Consider the following 15,841-nt stretch of genomic DNA (forward strand, 5'->3'; position numbering starts at 1 on the left):
ACTAGTCGAGCGCCGAGAAGAGCCGATCCCACTCGTCCGACCCGAACAAATCCTCGGCGCCGTCCAGAGCGCGGACAACCGACCGCGGAACGTGGGGTGACGGAGCGCCGCCGGCCGCGATCGCATCGAGGAGACCATGCACCTCCTCGGGCGTCGCCCATGGCACGTTCGCCGCACCGTGCCTCGCGCGGTCGAGGAGAGTGACCATCACGTCGTCGGTCCAGTCAAGCCGACCCGTCGCGTACTTGCTTGCGGCCATCCCGACCAGCATATCGCCAACCACCTCCGAGGCAGGATGATGCAGCTGCCAGTCCTCAGGAGCACGGACTGCGCCTGCGGCGGCGAGAATAGCCAGAAGATCCGCAGAGCTTTGGGCACCCGAGGCCGCGTGCGCCAGCCGCCCCGCTAGAATCCACCCCATGCCGCCCAGCCTTTGGATGAGCACCAGACTGCTCAACACCTCGTCGGCGGTAGGGGGATCGTCGCCTAGACGACGTCGCCGTTCCGTCGGCATCGACCACACGCCATGCAGACGCTTCAGACGTCGCCATTCCAGCCGCTCCTGCTCAGGCACTGGCCACGCTGTCGGATCGACCTCGGCCAACAACGAGCGGAACACCTCGTCCTCGGCCCCGTCCCGGGCCCAGACGCAGATCGCGTGTTCAAATTCCGCGGTCCAGGCGGGATAGAGCCCGCGGCCCTGGCCGGAGCGCGCGGCGCGAGCGTAGGCGCGCGCATGGCTTAAGCTGAGGAGCGCAGGCCCTGTCACCAGCCGGCGAGCGCCACGAATGTCCCACGCTCCGGGCGCAACGCGCAGATAAATTGGACTGCCGAGCAGGGTGGGGCCGACGCTTGCAGCGGAGAACTCCGGAAAGCTGTCCCGAATACTGTCGCGGAGATCCACGTGCCGCATGGGGCCGCTCTCGCGAAGAGTGTCCTGAAGCCGGGCCGCCAGGGTTCCGGGTTCAGCCTGACGCGGGAACGCGGCGTGGCTGGTGTCCGGCAGACGGCCGGTGTCCGTTAAGCCTTCGACCGCCGGCAGCACCAGCCACCAGTGGTCGACGAGATGATGGAACAAGTGTGAGGCCTCACCCAGCTGTGTCAGCACCATCCGCGGAGAACGATCGTCCTCGTGATCCGCAGCCTCGTCCAGCTCGACCAAGCGCCAGACGTCCACGATGGCGCCATCGGCAGCTTCCATGGCCATCCTGTGCAGCCGGCCGATCCGCCGGGCCTTCGCGCCCAGGTGACCACGATGGAGGTAGCCTTGGTGCAGACGTATGCCTTGCAACAGCGGCACCGCCGCCTCCACCGTTTCGGGTTGAAGGTTGGTCCCGGCGCATGCATCGGCGAGCGGACGCGGCAAGTGCGCTGAGGCCAGCCACACTTCCAGCGTAAGGACCGCTGCGTCGAGATCGCGGGCGGACCGGCCGGGTGCAAGCCAGCCGGCTCGGCTTTGCACCGCCTCTGCCTGCAGCCAGCCTCGGATATCCCCATGGACCACATCGATCGCCAGCAGAAGCCAGGGGGGCAGCTGCGCCGCCCTAGCCGCAGCCCCAGGCAGAGGGACGAGGTCGGCGCCGTCGGCCAGCGTCTCCCATATCTGTCCGCGCTGCGCCGCGAGCCATGTCTCGAAGGTGTCTCGCCAGGGACGCTTGGCGAGCACGCCCAGCGCCTTCTTCTCAACTTGGCGCACCCTTTCCCGGGTTACGCCCGCAATGCGTCCCATCTCCTCGAGCGTGCGCGGCGGCTCTCCCGAAAGCCCGTAGCGGCCTTCAAGGACAAACCGGTGTTTCGCTGAGAGGGCCTCCACGGCCTCCTGAACGAGGTCGAAGGGCTCGACCCTCACAGTGACGAGCGGTCGCGACAAGTCCGGCTCAGCGCGGCCAGCGCCCCGCTCCAGGCGCCCGGGTCCGCCATCCTCCGCGGGCAGGCTGGCCCCAATGCGCTGAACCAGCAGGATGAGCTCCGCGATCGAGCGCCTGCCTAGGCCGTCCAACTTGCAGAGGCGTCGATGAGCCTCATCCGGGTCGGCCCAGATGTCTGCCAAGGGCATCTCCGCAAGGCAGGGGTCGCCGCCAAGCCTGTTAGCGATGCGCACGGGTAGGTCCGCGTGGTCGGCGAGGTCGGCGACCGTACGCCCCTCCAGGACCGGGGGTGTGGATCGCTGCGACGGCTGCTCCACGGCCGCAGGTTCTGCGGGGAGCTGCAGTCGTCCCGTCGCATGCCCCTCGGCGAGACCGAGGAGCTCCCGCAAGCTATTGCGGCCGAGTTCAGGCACCTGCAGGATTTCTGCCTCCGTGAGGCGGCCTGACAGGAGGTCATCCACCGTGTGAAGCTCGAAGAGGTCGCTTCGATGGGTGCAGTTCGTAAGCCGCGTCGATGCCCCTGCCGTCCGGATGAGCTCGCTCAAAGTGATATCCGGAATAGAGGCGTAGTCAGCGCTAACCGAGGAGGGAATAATTGCGATCGACTGGAGCAGACCCAGGGGATCGCCGCCAGCCAGCACCTGCCGGCGGTAGGCACCCACGCGCATCACAAGTTCGTTCCAGGTCGTGGGCCCGAAGGCCGGCAGGGCGAGAAAGAGCCGCTCCGTGTCGGCGTCCGCCTGGAAGTCGTTGACTGAGAGCTCGAAAGGCTTGGCGCCGACAGCGCGATTCTTCAGCCGGTTCGAACCGCTCGCGGCTACGAGTTCACCCAGCGTGGTGTTTCGCAGAATGGTCAGGGCCCGCTCAGCTGCGCCCATCGCAGGCGCGGGCGTCTCGGCCGCCACACTCTTCGCCGCATCTACAACCGGAGCGTCCTGCCCCGGGTTCTCGGCGCATCTCACCTCAGCACGGCTTTCACGGTCCGGCGCGCCGGGGTCGCTCATGTCCACTGCTTGCTGTTCGCCAGCCTCCGAAAAGGCGATCGGTGCCGGAGCGGCGGCCTGTAGGGCGGCGATGGGGGATCCGACCGGCGCCATCGGCTTGGCCGGCATGAATTCAGGCTTCCCTTGCTCGGCCCCCCTCGCGGGTTCAGCCAGTTCGCGCGCCACACCAAGGAGCCTGCGTAACCATTGCATCTGCTGAGTGTCCCCCTTGCGCTCGCCAAAGTAGCGGGTTCCGGGGGCTCGATGCCAGCACGACCTGCCGTGGATGGAACCCGACCCTTTGGGGGACATGGCGGCGCGTCACACGCTATCAGGTCACCATGGATCGCCTGACGCCGGAACATCGCAGCGCGAACATGTCCCGCATCCGGGGCAAGGACACAAAGCCAGAATGGGCCGTGCGGCGGTTGCTGCACCGGCTCGGTTACCGTTTCAGGCTTCATTGGAAGGCCGCTCCGGGTCGACCCGATGTAGCGTTCCCCGGCCGCCGCCGGATCATCTTCGTGCATGGCTGCTATTGGCACCAGCATCCGGGGTGCCGTCTGGCGACGATGCCCTCGACTAGGCGTGAGTTCTGGGAAGCGAAGTTCGAGAGCAACCGGGCCCGTGACCTCCGAGTTCTTGCCCGGGCTGAGGCGGAGGGCTGGCGGGCATTGGTTGTCTGGGAGTGCGAGACCCGCGAGCCCGCCACGCTCGCGATCCGCCTGGTCGATTTTCTGGGGCCGGCCGGGATGGACCGGGAAATGGGCAGCGCAGACAGCCCCAAGCCCGCGCCTGACTCTGATCGACGCTGATTATCCAACATCGGCCGAGGAGCCGCGGTTGGCGGGCGGAAGCCAAGGACCGCTTAGGGCTCTTAGCTGACGTTGGGACCGTCTGCTCAAAGGCGGACCTCCAAGAGCCGATCGGGACCGGAAGGCAAATGCGCGGAAGGGTGGGACGGGTCCTGTCTCGCCGTCGATCGAAGCGTATCGGCCGCATTGAAGCCGCTATCAGCGCGACAGTGCGGCTGGATCTACAGTTGCCAGATGGTCGAGCGCCTCGGGCAGACCCTCGGCTAAGCCGCACGCAAGGGTGAGGACCTGGCTCGCGTAGACCTGAGCCAGGGTCGCCTTTGATCGCAGCCACGGATCGTCAGATCCGGCCCCCGCGAGCGCCTGGCGTCCGAGTAGCCAGCCGCCTATGACATCGCCCGCCAAGCGAAGGTAGGGCGTGGCCGCGGCTAGCGAGGCGTCGGCCGAGACTTGCAGCAGCCACTCGGTCGCCCGCTCTAGCGCCGCCGCGCCAGCGTCGAGCCGGGAGCCGACGCCCGCGAGTTCGGGGTTCGCATTGAGCTCTTGGATGGTCACTTGCATGTCGGCGCACAGGGCGCGCATTGCCGCCCCGCCATCCAGCCGCACCTTGCGGCCGACCAGATCCAGCGACTGGATGCCGTTGGTGCCCTCGTAGATCGGCAAGATACGGGCATCGCGATAATGCTGAGCCGCGCCGGTCTCCTCGATGAAGCCCATGCCCCCGTGGACCTGGAGCCCGGCGGACGCCACCTCAACGCCAACGTCCGTCGACCAGGCCTTGGCGATGGGCGTCAACAGCTCCTGGCGGGCCTTGGCGGCGGGGTCGTGCGTCTGGTCGGCCAGTACCCCAGTCAGCAGGCAGATGGCCCGGGCGGCCTCGATCTTGGCCTTCGAGAGCACCAGCGTTCGACGGACGTCGGGATGGCCCCAGATCGCGCCCTCCTTGTCCCACAGCGCCCGGCCCTGCTTCCGCTCCTGAGAGAAGGCCAAGGCCTGCTGAAAAGCGCGCTCCGCGATGGCGACGCCCTGGACGCCGACGTGCAGGCGCGCGGCGTTCATCATCACGAACATATGGGGCAGGCCCTGACCCAACTCGCCGACCAGCTCGGCCTCGGCGTCTTCGTAGAGCATGACGCAAGTCGGCGAGCCGTGGATGCCCAGCTTGTGCTCGATGGAGACCGGCCGGAAGCTGTTGCGGGGGCCGAGCGTGCCGTCGTCCTTGACCTGGAACTTGTTGGTCAGGAACAGGCTGATGCCCTTCACGCCCGGCGGCGCGTCCGGGGTGCGGGCGATTACCAGATGGGCGATGTTCTCGGCGGCGTCGTGGTCACCCCACGTGATGAAGATCTTCTGGCCCGACAGAAGGTAGCCGCCCTTGCCGTCCGGGCGGGCGATGCTGGCGAGCGCGGCCAGGTCGGAGCCCGCTTGGGGCTCTGTCAGACACATGGCGCCTGTCCATTCGCCCGAGACCAGTTTCGGCAGCACCAGGCGCTTCTGACGTTCGGTGCCGTGCCGATGCAGCGCCTCGATCGCGGCCTGGGTCAGCATCGGGCAGAGACCGAACGCCATGTTGGCGGCCTGAACCATTTCGAATACCGCCAGCTCCAACGCCTTGGAGAGGCCCTGCCCGCCGTGCGCCTGGTCGGCGGCCAGCGAGTTCCAGCCCTGCTCAGCGAAGGCGTTGTAGGCGGCGGCGAAGCCGGGCGGGGCGGTGACCGCGCCATTCGCATACGTCGCGCCTCGCAGGTCGCCTTGGCGGTTCAGCGGGGCGAGCTCGTTGTCGGCAAAGGCGGCGGCGCCTGCCAGCACGGCATCGACGGTGGCGTCGTCGAGATCTGGGAATGCCTTCGCCAGCAATTCTGGATGACCAACAACTTTCAACGCGAGGGCCAAGTCGTGGACAGGGGCGCGGAATGTCATTGGCGTCTTCCGAGTTGACTTAGGGGGCGGGTCGATCGTGCCGACCGGCTCCTTCGGCGATGCTTGTTCCCGGGGCTGGGCGCAGCTGCGGTCAGGATGCAGTAGCGGCGTCGGCGAGAGCCTGGCGCAGACGCTTCTTGTCGATCTTGCCGTAGGTGGTGAGCGGCAGTTCCTCTACGAGGACGACAGTCTTTGGGACCTTGTAGGCCGACAGGCGCGTCTTGGCGAAGGCGCGCAGCGACGCGGGAGAGGTGTCGGCCGCGGGCACAATGACAGCGGTGACGGCTTCGCCCCAGTCGGCGTCCGGCATTCCGATCACGGCCACTTCGCGCACCGCCTCGTGCTGCCGAAGCGCGGATTCTACCTCGCTGGAGTAGACGTTCATGCCGCCGGTGATGATCATGTCCTTCGCCCGGTCGACGAGGAACAGATAGCCGTCCCGCAAGTAGCCCAGGTCGCCCGTCTTCAGCCAGCCGTCGCTCAGGGCGGCGGCTGTGGCCTCGGCGTTACCGTAGTACTCGGTCAGGAGGTAGGGCGAGCGGACCTCGACCTCGCCGACGGGGCCCTCATCGTCACGCCGCACTCGCAGGTCCACGAACGGCACTGGCCGGCCACAGGAGGTGAGCAGTGCCGGGTCCAGATGGTCGTGCTTGGTCAGGGTGGTGATGAAGTTCGGGCATTCCGTCTGCCCATAGATCTGGACGAACACCGGCCCAAGCTTGGCCAACGCCTCCTCCAGCCTAGGTCGGCTCATGGGCGCGGCGCCATAGACTACGGTCCGCAGGCTGAGCCGCCGTCCGCCGCCCTCCTCCAATTGATCCAGAAGCCGGTAGAGCATGGTCGGCACTGCGAAGGTCCAAGTGACGCTGTGCTGCTCGCAAATTTCGGCGAAGCGAGCGGCGTCGAAGCGTTCCTCGAGCACCACGTACCCGCCCTGCAGGAAGCACGCGGCCATGTGAAAGCCCGCAGAATGCGGCAGCGGCGTCGTGAGCAGCATGACCTCGTCGGACCGAATGTCGCCGCAAACCACATGGGCCAGCAGGCAGACGCCGATCCGGCCGTAGGTGTGGTGCGCGCCCTTCGGATGGCCGGTCGTGCCCCCGGTATACTGGATGACTGCGGTGTCATCGGCGGCGGCGACGACGATCCCATCCAACGGCTTCGCGCTCACGGCGGCATCCCAAGGGGTCTCGCCCGGTCGCACCGTCCCCGCGGCGGGGACGCTGATCCGGTGGCGCGCCAGGACTTCGCCGGGTTCCGCCTGCGGGGTGGGCAGGTCAGCGTGCGAGATCAGGACATCGGCGGCGGCGTGCCGAAGGCAATAGGCCAGTTCCTCGCGTCCCATCAGCTCATTCAGCGGCACGCGCACCGCGGCGAGCTTGAGGATTGCGAGCTCGGCTATGGGGTATTCGACGCCGTTGCGCAGGTGCAGCGCGACGCGCGCCCCGCGTCCGAGCCCCAATGCGCGAAGGTGTCCCGCTAGGCCATCCGACGCGGCGTCGAGATCGGCGTAGCTGTAGGCGCGTCCGTCGGCCAGGACCGCGCGACGGCTGCCGTGACCGCGTATGGACTTGATCAGGAGGCCTGAGGAGGTCACGTCCATTCAGGGGGTCTCGGCCTCGATCTCGATCCCGAGGCCGACGAGGATACGGGCGGCGAAGTTGTAGGAGGCGATGCTCATCAGCAGCTCCAGGAACTGGGCGGGCTCGGGGAAGTGCGAGCGAACCGCGCCGACGGTCTCCGGAGACAGGGCGACGTCGCGGGTGCTCTCCAGAGCCAGCGTCAGGATTGCCCGCTCGGCCGCGTCGAACAGGTCGGCGTTGGCGATCGCGGCCGGCACGCTGTCGACCACGGCGGCGTACTGCTCTTCCGTTCCGCCGCCGGCGAGGAACGGAGCCTTGTGGTGATGCAGCTCGTACCGCGCGCCGGTCAGGGATCCGACGGCCAGAATACCCAGTTCGCGATGCCGGTCGGAGATGTGCTGCCCGGCACGGATTCGCAGGAACAGTTCCGTCCAGCCCGCCGTCAGGTACGGGTGGTGCAGCAGCATCCGGTCCAGGTTGAGAAGTACGCCGCCGCGTCGGGCGCGGATCCGCTCGGCTAGCGCTTCTGCCTCGGTGTCCAGCTCATCGCGGTAGGGAATGTTAGGCATCGGGTCAGTCCTGTTCGTGGTGTCGGCTCAGAGGGCGAGGGGCCCGCTCAGGCCATCGCTATGGTGTGCCGAAGGCGACCGATGCCTTCGATTTCAAGTTCGATGGTGTCGCCCCGCTGCAGGAACTCGCCGCGCTCGAGGCCGCATCCGCCGCCCACGGTGCCCGAGCACAGGATTTCGCCGGGAAAGAGGGTCTGGTCCGTCGAGACGAAGGAGATCAGAGTCTCGAAATCGATGGTGATCGTGCCGGTGTTGTTCTCCGCGACCACATCGCCGTTCACCCGCACGACCGTCCGCGCGTTGTAGGGGTCGAACTCATCGGCCGTGACGATGCACGGACCCAGCCCGTTGCCGCCGTCAAAATGTTTCGAGCGGGACGGCCCGATCCCGGTGGCCATCTCATCGGTTTGGACGTCGCGGGCGCTGAAGTCGTTGTAGATCGAGTAGCCGAAGATGTGGCTGCGCGCGGACGCTGCAGGGATGTTCACGCCGCCCTTCCCCAGGACGACCGCCATCTCGAGTTCGTAGTCGATGACATTGGAGTAGGACGGCCAGTGGACGGTCTCGTCCGGGCCGATGATCGACATGCGGTTGCAGTTGTACCAGTATGGCCGACCCATGATGAGCGCCACACGCGCCTCGTCGGCGGCGGTCAGCTCGGTGCGTCCCTCGTTCCTGGCCCTGTGCCACGCTGCCCCCAGCAGATGGTCCTTGAAGCACAGGCAGTCGCGCACCTGCACCGGCCGCGGCAGTGGGGCGAGCAACTGGCCGGGCCCTGTGACCGGCGTGCAGGCTCCGGCGGCGGGCGCCGCTACCAGGCTGCGGGCCAGATCCCACGCCGCCTCGCCGCCCTCGATGAGCGCCTGCATGTTCTCCAGCGCCGGATGACCGCCCCCTGAGGTCGCGGTCTGCGCAGCCTGCAGGTCGAGGATCGCGCGCTCGCCATCGACAAGCGCGCCCAGGGTCGGCCGTGCGCCGACCCCGCGGTAGGTCACGAGCTTCATGGTCTGTCTCCGAAGGGGGCCGGCCATTTGGGCCGTGGCAATCGAGGGGCTTTCAGGAGGCCGGGTGGGAGTCGATCAGCACCGCGACCAGGACGAAGGGCTTGTCGCTGTCGTTGCGCCATCCGTGCATGCAGCCCTTCTGGATGATGACGTCGCCAGGCTTCAACAGGACGTCCTCGCCCTCGGTCAGCATCCAGCATTCACCCGCCACCGCCACGAAGTAGTTCAGCGTGTCCGTCTTGTGCATGGACGGGTGCTTGGCGGCCTGCAATTCCTCCAGCGTGGGCACGTGCACGCTCTTGAGCCGAGCGTGGCTGTCCAACCAATCCTCAGGCGCCTTGCGTGAGGTGGTGTTCGGCATCAGGTGTACGATTCGAAACACCGCGCCGCCATCTGGCGGCTCGTGGGTCATCGACTTGCCCGCAACCGGGTCCTCGGTCCCGCTGAGGTCGGCCGGGGTTTCGGTGTTGAGCCAGAGATCCATGCCGGGCGCGCCGGGCGCGTATTCCGGCAGTGTGGTGATGTCTGTCTGGGTGAGGACGTCGGACTTACCGTCGGCGCGGTTTCCGACCACGTACTTCATCGGCATCTGAGGGTCTCCCTGGCATGAGCGCCTCCGTCCTGAAAGGCGCCTTATCGTTGTCGGCGGCCGCGCGGAAGCCTGTACGGTTCCTAAGGAGCGGTACGAAAACGTGTATACTGGTACCGGCAACATCGTCAAGTTCTTCGATGTCGCGCCGAGGCATGCACGGTCGTTAACGTCGGAGTGGGAGCGCGCGCCGTCGCAAATTGCGGTCGGCCGCCAACCGGTGCATGACTACCCTATGGACTTGGAGAGCGACGTTTGATTCCGCCCGCGCCGACCGTCGGCGTACGCCTGACCGAAAGACACCAGCGCTTGGTCGAGGAGATGGAAGCGATCTTCCTCTCCGAGGGCTTCCGCGACCTGACGGTCAACGACCTTGCGGCGCGCTTGCGGTGCTCGAAGAGGACGCTGTACGAACTGGCGCCAACGAAGCAGGAGATCGTCCTGCTGGTGATGGAGCGCTGGCTAGCGCGGGTGCGCTACATGGGCTCGCTCGCCGCCGCCGAGAAGTTGGACCCGGCCGACCGGATGCAGGCCTACCTGACCCCTGGCGTGACCGAGTCGGCGATGGCCAGCAGCCGGTTTGTCGAGGACGTGCAGTCCCTGCGGCCGGCGACCCTGCTGCTGGAGGCCCACCAGCGAGAGCGTATCAACGTGCTGCGCGAGATCGTCGAGAATGGCGTTCGCAGCGGACGGTTCCGGCCGGTCCATGCTCACTTGGTCGCCGAGATGTGCCTTGCGTCCATCGCTCGCTTCAACCAGCCCGAGTTTCTGCGCGATGCCGGCCTGAGCTTCAGCGAGGCGTTCTCCGAACTCTACCAGATCCTGACCGAGGGCTTGGCCCCGAGGTCCGGAACTAGGAGAGGCCGCCGCGACACCTCTCGTCCATCGGCGTCCGAAAAGGCCTGACGGCCGGCCGCCGATATAGCCCCGCTGTCCTGACGATCGCCACCACGCCGCCGCGCGACCGGCTGCGCCGCTGCCGCGGTCGCTTGGAGCCCCCTTGACCCGAGTGCGGTAACGCGGTACACAAAATGGTACCGCCCAACGAGCGGGCGTCGGGGCTCAGTCTCGGCGATTAATCACGGCTGTGGGCAACGCACGGTCAGGGGGAGGGAGTCGGATGCATCAAGCTCTACGTCGCCACGCAATGCTGCTGGGCACGGCCTGCGCTGCCGCCGTCGTCGCGGGCCATGCCCGCGCCGCCGAGGCGCCCGCCGCGATTGAGGAGGTGATCGTCACCGCGCAAAAGCGGTCCGAGAACGTCCAGAACGTTCCCATTTCCGTAGTGGCGCTCGGGGGCGAAACTCTGGCCAAGACCGGCGTCACCAATGTCGACGCCCTGCAGCGGTTCGCGCCGGGTCTGACGGTCGCCAACGTGGGCAGCGGCTTTGTCAGCTACACCTACCTGCGCGGCGCGGGCACCAACCAGTTCGACTCCGGTTCGGACCCGTCCGTGGCTTACTTCCTGGACGAGGTCTATCTCGGCGGCTCCGCGGGCCTGCAGGTCGATCTCTTCGATATCGACCGCGTCGAGGTCCTGAAAGGTCCGCAGGGCACCCTGTTCGGCCGTAACGCCGCGGCGGGCGCGATCAGCATCACCACGCGCCGGCCGTCCCCGAACGCCGCGGGCGACTTCAGCGCAGAGATCGGCAACTTCAACGCCCAGACCCTGCGCGGCAGCGTGACCGGGCCCTTGGGGAACGGCTTCGCCTACCGCTTGTCGGCCGGCTACAAGCACCGCGACGCCTTCACGGAAAACCTGGCTCCCACCGGATCCGATCCGGGGACGGTGAAATCCTTCGGCGTCCGGGGGCAGCTCGAGTGGCGTGGTGAGAAGGCGACCTTTCTGCTCAGCGGCGACATGCTGAAGGCGGACAACGGCATGAACGCGCAGTTCATCTCGTCGGCGGCGAAGAACGGGCAGCTCTCCGCGGCGGCGATCGCCGCGCTACCGCCGGGCGAGTCGTTCTACGCCCACTTCTACAACGTCGACGGCTTCGAGCGGCAGGACGTGGCCTCGCTCACGGGACGGCTCGAGTGGGAGACGCCGCTGGGTCAACTCACCAGCATCACTGCCTTGCGTTCGAACCACTATAAGCGCCTGCAGGACCAGGACGGGACCATCGCCGCTGCGACAGCCTGGAACTCGCGGGAAGTCGCCCGCACCTTCAGCGAGGAAGTGCGCCTCACGGGCGACCGGGGCCCCCTGAACTGGATCGCAGGTATCTATTATTACGACGCGGAAATCGACCAGACGCACATCTTCGAGCACGGTCCGGCCTTTCCGGTAGTCGCCCTGCAGAACGTGTCGCGGGTCGATATTTCCCAGATCAACACCCGCAGCTACGCTGCCTTCGGCCAGGCCACCTACCACTTCACGGATCGGCTCGATCTGACGGTGGGCGCCCGCTACACGCACGACAAGAAGAGCGACGACCGGTCCGTAAAGACGAACCTGCCGGTCTATTTTGTGTCCGCTTCCGACAGCTGGCAATCCTTCGATCCTGCGGTGACCTTGCAGTACCAGGCCACCGACACCCTGATGGCCTATGCGTCGTATCGGAGGGGCTACAAGAGCGGTGGCTTCCAGACCCTGTTCCCGGCCAATGCCACGGTCGCGGCGACGCCCTTCCTTCCGGAGCGGGTCAACTCGTACGAGCTCGGCGTGAAGAGCCAGTGGTTCGACCGCCGCCTGCTGGCCAATGCGGCACTGTTTCGCGCAGACATTGAGAACCAGCAGATCCTTCGGGTGACGGCCCCCGGCCTGACCACCATCGACAACGCGGGCGCCACCCGCACGGACGGCGCCGATCTGTCGTTCATCGCCAAGCCCGTGAGCGCGCTGCGACTTTCGGCGGACATGACCTTCCAGAACGCGAAGTTCGTCCGCTACCAGAACGGCGCGGTGAGCCTGGCGGGCTTCCACCAACTGCGCTCGCCGGACTTTATGGGCGCCTATTCGGCCGAGTATGAGATCAGCCTTGCCGACCAGGCCTCGGTCACCTTGCGGGCCGACTATACCTACCGGTCGCGGGCCTTCTTCGACAACCTGAACAGCGAGCTGCCCGGCCTGTACCAGCCTGGGTTCGGGCTGCTGAACGCCCGGATCAGCTATGCGCCGGCCAGGGCCTCCTGGCGCGTTTCGGCCTGGGGCCGCAATCTCGGTGACGAGAAGTACTACCGGAACATCGCCGTGGGCGGGGTGACCGGCGTGGCGACACCCGGCGACCCCCTGACCTATGGGCTTGGCCTGGACCTGAACTGGTAGGGTGACGAACAATTCAACTGCGCGCCGCGGCGACGCCGCGGCGCGCATCACCGGCGGTCCTGCGGCCGCCGACTGCTGATCAAGAGGAGATGCCTTTGCTGGTCGCTGCGGGACCCGCCGATGCGGTATCGGCCGTCAGAAAGGAGTTCGCGGCGGGCTGGCCCGTGGTGGCCGGCTCGATGCTGGGCATCGCGGTCGGTATCGCCGCCCTGCCGACGCCAGCACTGGGCATCGTCCTGCGTGACTTGGTGAAAGAGTTCGGCTGGTCGCGAGCGGAGATCGCCATCGGGCCGACCATCCTGCTGGGCGTGCTGGCTTTGGTGTCGCCCGTGCTGGGCTGGATCGCTGACCGGGTCTCGGCGGCGGTGATCACGACAGTTTCCCTCCTGGCGCTGGCGCTGTGTCTGTTCCTGTTCAGCCGACTCGGACCAGACATCCGGCTTTACTACGCTCTGATGGCCCTGATGGCGGTCACGGCGAGCGGCGCGGCGACTATCGTCTACGCGCGGGCGATTAGCGCCAACTTCACCGCCGGCCGCGGACGCGCCCTCGGAATCGCCATGATCGGCAACGGCGTCACCGGCATCGTACTGCCGGTCATCATGGCGCCGTACGCCGCCCACGCCGGCTGGCGGGCCGTGTTCGTCGCCCTCGCCGCCGTGGTCCTGCTAGCGACCCCGCTCGTGGCGGTGCTGATAGGTCGCGGCCGACCGCCCGCGCCGCCGCAGTCCATCGGAGCGCCGGTGACCCGCCCCGCGCTGCGGGGCGCCGTGGCCGACCCCGTTTTCTGGGCGATGTGCGCCGCGTTCCTGCTGGTCGCGGTCGGGGCGGCGGGGATGCAGCTTCACTTCCTCGCCTATCTCGCCGACGAGGGTGTTGCGCCGGCCACCGCGGGCGCCATCGCGGGCGCTATCGGCGCGGCGCTGATCGTCGGCCGCCTGGCCACTGGCTTCCTGGTGGATCGGTTGTTCGCACCTCATGTCGCAGCGGCCATGATGATGCTGAGTGCTGCCTGCATGGCGGCCATGGCGCACTTCGGCGGTCAGGCCGGGTTCCTGGGCGCGATCGCCATGGGGCTCTCGGTCGGCGCGGAACTTGACCTCGTCGGATACCTGACCGCCCGCTATTTCGGGATGGGCGGTTACGGGCGGATTTATGCGGTGTTCTACGCCGTGGTTCTGGTGGGAAGTTCGCTATCCAAGGTGCTGTACGGGCTCACCGTCGATCTTACAGGATCGTACCGGTTGGGCCTTTATGCAGCGGCAGCCATGCTCGCGGCGAGCGCAATGATATTCCTGCGCATGCGCCGCTTCACCCCGGAAGCCACGGGCCCGTCCCCACAATGAGCAAGTCCGACATCTTCATTGCCGGCGTCGGCATGACACCGTTCGGGTTGCACAAACACGCCAGCATGGCGGCGTTGTCCCGCGCGGCCGTGTCTGAAGCGCTCACCGACGCAGGTTGCGACGCGACCGGCGTGGAGGGCGTCTGGTTCAGCAATGCGTGCCAGGGTATTCTGGAGGGCCAGCACCTGATCCGCGGTCAGGTGGCTTTGCGGCCTGTCGGCTTCGAGGGCGTCCCGATCATCAACGTCGAGAACGCCTGCGCCAGCGCCACCACGGCCCTACACGGAGCCATCAACCACCTTCGGGCCGGCGCGGCGGACATCGTTCTGGCCGTCGGGGCCGAGAAGATGACCCATCCTGACCGGGCCCGCTCGTTCTCGGTGTTCGATGCAGGCTGGGATGTCGCCGATCCTGAGGCGAACCGCCGGGCGCTTGTGGCCCTGGGCGGGATGGACGAGGAGCAATTGCCTCCGCCCGCCGATCGGCGCAGCGTCTTCATGGATGTGTATGCGGCATTCGGCCGACAGCATATGCGTCTCTACGGCTCCACAGCTCGTCAGTTTGCGGCTGTCGCCGCCAAGAACCACGGCCACTCGGTGGCCAATCCGCGGGCCCAGTTTCGTCAGTCGTTTTCGGTGGAGGAGGTGCTCGCCGCCCGTGGCATCGCCTGGCCGCTGACTCTACCAATGTGCGCGCCCATCTCCGACGGAGCCGCCGCCGCCGTGGTCTGCACCGAACGCGGCCTTCGTAAGCTGGGCGCACAGGCGCGTGCGGTCCGCGTTCGCGCCTGCGTTCTCGGCTCGTCCCTCAATCGCGCGCCGGACGATCTGCGCCAGCACCTGGGCTGCGTTACGGCTCGCAAGGCGTATGAAGCTGCAAGCCTCGGTCCTGCGGACATTGACGTCGCAGAGGTTCACGACGCCACGGCTGTGGGCGAGGTGATCCAGGTGGAGAACCTAGGGCTGGCGCCCTTCGGCGAGGGCGGCGTTGCAGCGCTCAGCGGCGAAACAGCCATAGGCGGACGCATCCCTGTCAACCCCTCCGGCGGCCTTGAGAGCAAAGGCCACCCCATTGGCGCGACGGGCCTCGGGCAGATCTATGAACTGGTCGCCCAATTGCGAGGGGAGGCCGAGTCGCGGCAGGTCGCCGGCGCGCATACCGCCATCGCCGAAAACGGCGGCGGGCTCTGGGGCGTCGAAGAGGCGGTCTGTGCCATCACCATATTGTCGAAATAGTCGCTACGCCGGAACCTAAGTCGCGCGACTTCCGCCGGGACGTCCGCCCAGGGGGCTAAGGTGAATGTCCGCCAGTGGCGCATCACCGAGACTCGCTTGTGCGTAGTGCGAAAGTCCGGTTTCCGCCCTGAGCCCAAGGTCCGCTCCTGGCGCTGAAAGGCCCCCGCGCGCGCCGTTCGTTTCCTTCGCTCAACCGGATTTCTATCAGGCAGCCATGGAGATATCGCGCCATGGGCAGCACGTCCTGTCTTCGCCGCGCCACTCTCCTAAGACTAAAGAACGTCGAGGTCATACTTGGCGGCCAGACCGGGCAGCGGGTGAACAACGTCAATCTGTGAGCATATCTGGTCGCTGGGGGAGCACCAGTTCTCCACTTAATCGGGGCCGCGCCTATCAATCGCGCGGCCCCGATTAAGTGGAGAACTGGTGCAAGTAGTGTCCCAGCGTGTTTCTCACTATTATTTCTTACCACCCCCCGCGGCTCCCACCCCTACTACACCTACTACACCTACTACACCTACTACACCTACTACACCTACTATATCTACTCCCCCCACCTCCGCCACCTCCGCCACCTCCGCCGCCCCCGACCCTCCTATATCTGCAGCCTCTACTGCCGCCCCTGCCGCCCCTTCATGGGTCGGGGCTCCAGCACGTCAAT

General features: G+C 66.9%; 11 protein-coding genes. 5 read left to right on the forward strand and 6 right to left on the reverse strand.

Annotated elements, in window-relative coordinates; genetic code table 11:
* Position 1: 1 nt before the first annotated feature.
* Entirely contained in the window at positions 2 to 2,980 is a 2,979-nt protein-coding gene (locus ACFQ27_RS09420; RefSeq protein WP_377353405.1) for a sigma factor-like helix-turn-helix DNA-binding protein, read from the reverse strand.
* Positions 2,981 to 3,192: 212 nt separating this feature from the next.
* On the opposite strand from ACFQ27_RS09420, the gene ACFQ27_RS09425 reads away from it, so the two are divergent.
* Positions 3,193 to 3,666: a very short patch repair endonuclease gene (locus ACFQ27_RS09425; RefSeq protein ID WP_377353406.1), complete on the forward strand. Its 474-nt coding sequence runs from the start codon at positions 3,193 to 3,195 to the stop codon at positions 3,664 to 3,666.
* A gap of 198 nt (positions 3,667 to 3,864) precedes the next feature.
* Here ACFQ27_RS09425 and ACFQ27_RS09430 read toward each other — a convergent pair whose 3' ends face one another.
* The 5 genes from ACFQ27_RS09430 to ACFQ27_RS09450 all read right to left on the reverse strand — a co-directional run bounded on the left by ACFQ27_RS09430 (position 3,865) and on the right by ACFQ27_RS09450 (position 9,331).
* Positions 3,865 to 5,586 (reverse strand): acyl-CoA dehydrogenase, encoded by a 1,722-nt coding sequence (locus ACFQ27_RS09430; protein ID WP_377353408.1) that lies wholly within the window; start codon positions 5,584 to 5,586, stop codon positions 3,865 to 3,867.
* Positions 5,587 to 5,677: 91 nt separating this feature from the next.
* On the reverse strand, positions 5,678 to 7,189 hold the full coding sequence (locus ACFQ27_RS09435) for a class I adenylate-forming enzyme family protein (RefSeq protein WP_377353409.1): 1,512 nt from the start codon (positions 7,187 to 7,189) through the stop codon (positions 5,678 to 5,680).
* Positions 7,190 to 7,738, reverse strand: coding sequence for a carboxymuconolactone decarboxylase family protein (locus ACFQ27_RS09440; protein ID WP_377353411.1), 549 nt, complete (start codon positions 7,736 to 7,738; stop codon positions 7,190 to 7,192).
* Positions 7,739 to 7,785: 47 nt separating this feature from the next.
* Positions 7,786 to 8,742, reverse strand: a complete 957-nt coding sequence (locus ACFQ27_RS09445; RefSeq protein WP_377353412.1) for a fumarylacetoacetate hydrolase family protein — start codon at positions 8,740 to 8,742, stop codon at positions 7,786 to 7,788.
* A 52-nt stretch (positions 8,743 to 8,794) separates the two neighbouring features.
* Positions 8,795 to 9,331, reverse strand: a complete 537-nt coding sequence (locus tag ACFQ27_RS09450) for a cupin domain-containing protein (protein ID WP_377353413.1) — start codon at positions 9,329 to 9,331, stop codon at positions 8,795 to 8,797.
* Positions 9,332 to 9,586: 255 nt separating this feature from the next.
* Between ACFQ27_RS09450 and ACFQ27_RS09455 the strand changes: the two genes are divergently transcribed.
* The 4 genes from ACFQ27_RS09455 to ACFQ27_RS09470 all read left to right on the forward strand — a co-directional run bounded on the left by ACFQ27_RS09455 (position 9,587) and on the right by ACFQ27_RS09470 (position 15,180).
* Positions 9,587 to 10,237 (forward strand): TetR/AcrR family transcriptional regulator, encoded by a 651-nt coding sequence (locus tag ACFQ27_RS09455; protein WP_377353414.1) that lies wholly within the window; start codon positions 9,587 to 9,589, stop codon positions 10,235 to 10,237.
* A 241-nt stretch (positions 10,238 to 10,478) separates the two neighbouring features.
* A complete protein-coding gene (locus tag ACFQ27_RS09460; RefSeq protein WP_377353415.1) occupies positions 10,479 to 12,599 on the forward strand; it encodes a TonB-dependent receptor in 2,121 nt (706 codons plus the stop codon).
* Positions 12,600 to 12,694: 95 nt separating this feature from the next.
* On the forward strand, positions 12,695 to 13,945 hold the full coding sequence (locus ACFQ27_RS09465) for an MFS transporter (protein ID WP_377353416.1): 1,251 nt from the start codon (positions 12,695 to 12,697) through the stop codon (positions 13,943 to 13,945).
* A complete protein-coding gene (locus ACFQ27_RS09470) occupies positions 13,942 to 15,180 on the forward strand; it encodes a thiolase family protein (RefSeq protein ID WP_377353417.1) in 1,239 nt (412 codons plus the stop codon). Before ACFQ27_RS09465 ends, ACFQ27_RS09470 begins: the two co-directional genes overlap by 4 nt.
* The last annotated feature ends 661 nt before the right edge of the window (positions 15,181 to 15,841 follow it).

Source organism: Phenylobacterium conjunctum (assembly GCF_042679085.1).
GTDB lineage: Bacteria > Pseudomonadota > Alphaproteobacteria > Caulobacterales > Caulobacteraceae > Phenylobacterium > Phenylobacterium conjunctum.

What these genes read in the sequence shown, in the direction of transcription:
- ACFQ27_RS09420 (WP_377353405.1), bottom strand. Translation starts at nt 2,980, where the DNA reads ATGCCGGCCAAGCCGATGGCGCCGGTCGGATCCCCCATCGCCGCCCTA.
- ACFQ27_RS09425 (WP_377353406.1), top strand. Translation starts at nt 3,193, where the DNA reads ATGGATCGCCTGACGCCGGAACATCGCAGCGCGAACATGTCCCGCATC.
- ACFQ27_RS09430 (WP_377353408.1), bottom strand. Translation starts at nt 5,586, where the DNA reads ATGACATTCCGCGCCCCTGTCCACGACTTGGCCCTCGCGTTGAAAGTT.
- ACFQ27_RS09435 (WP_377353409.1), bottom strand. Translation starts at nt 7,189, where the DNA reads ATGGACGTGACCTCCTCAGGCCTCCTGATCAAGTCCATACGCGGTCAC.
- ACFQ27_RS09440 (WP_377353411.1), bottom strand. Translation starts at nt 7,738, where the DNA reads ATGCCTAACATTCCCTACCGCGATGAGCTGGACACCGAGGCAGAAGCG.
- ACFQ27_RS09445 (WP_377353412.1), bottom strand. Translation starts at nt 8,742, where the DNA reads ATGAAGCTCGTGACCTACCGCGGGGTCGGCGCACGGCCGACCCTGGGC.
- ACFQ27_RS09450 (WP_377353413.1), bottom strand. Translation starts at nt 9,331, where the DNA reads ATGCCGATGAAGTACGTGGTCGGAAACCGCGCCGACGGTAAGTCCGAC.
- ACFQ27_RS09460 (WP_377353415.1), top strand. Translation starts at nt 10,479, where the DNA reads ATGCTGCTGGGCACGGCCTGCGCTGCCGCCGTCGTCGCGGGCCATGCC.
- ACFQ27_RS09470 (WP_377353417.1), top strand. Translation starts at nt 13,942, where the DNA reads ATGAGCAAGTCCGACATCTTCATTGCCGGCGTCGGCATGACACCGTTC.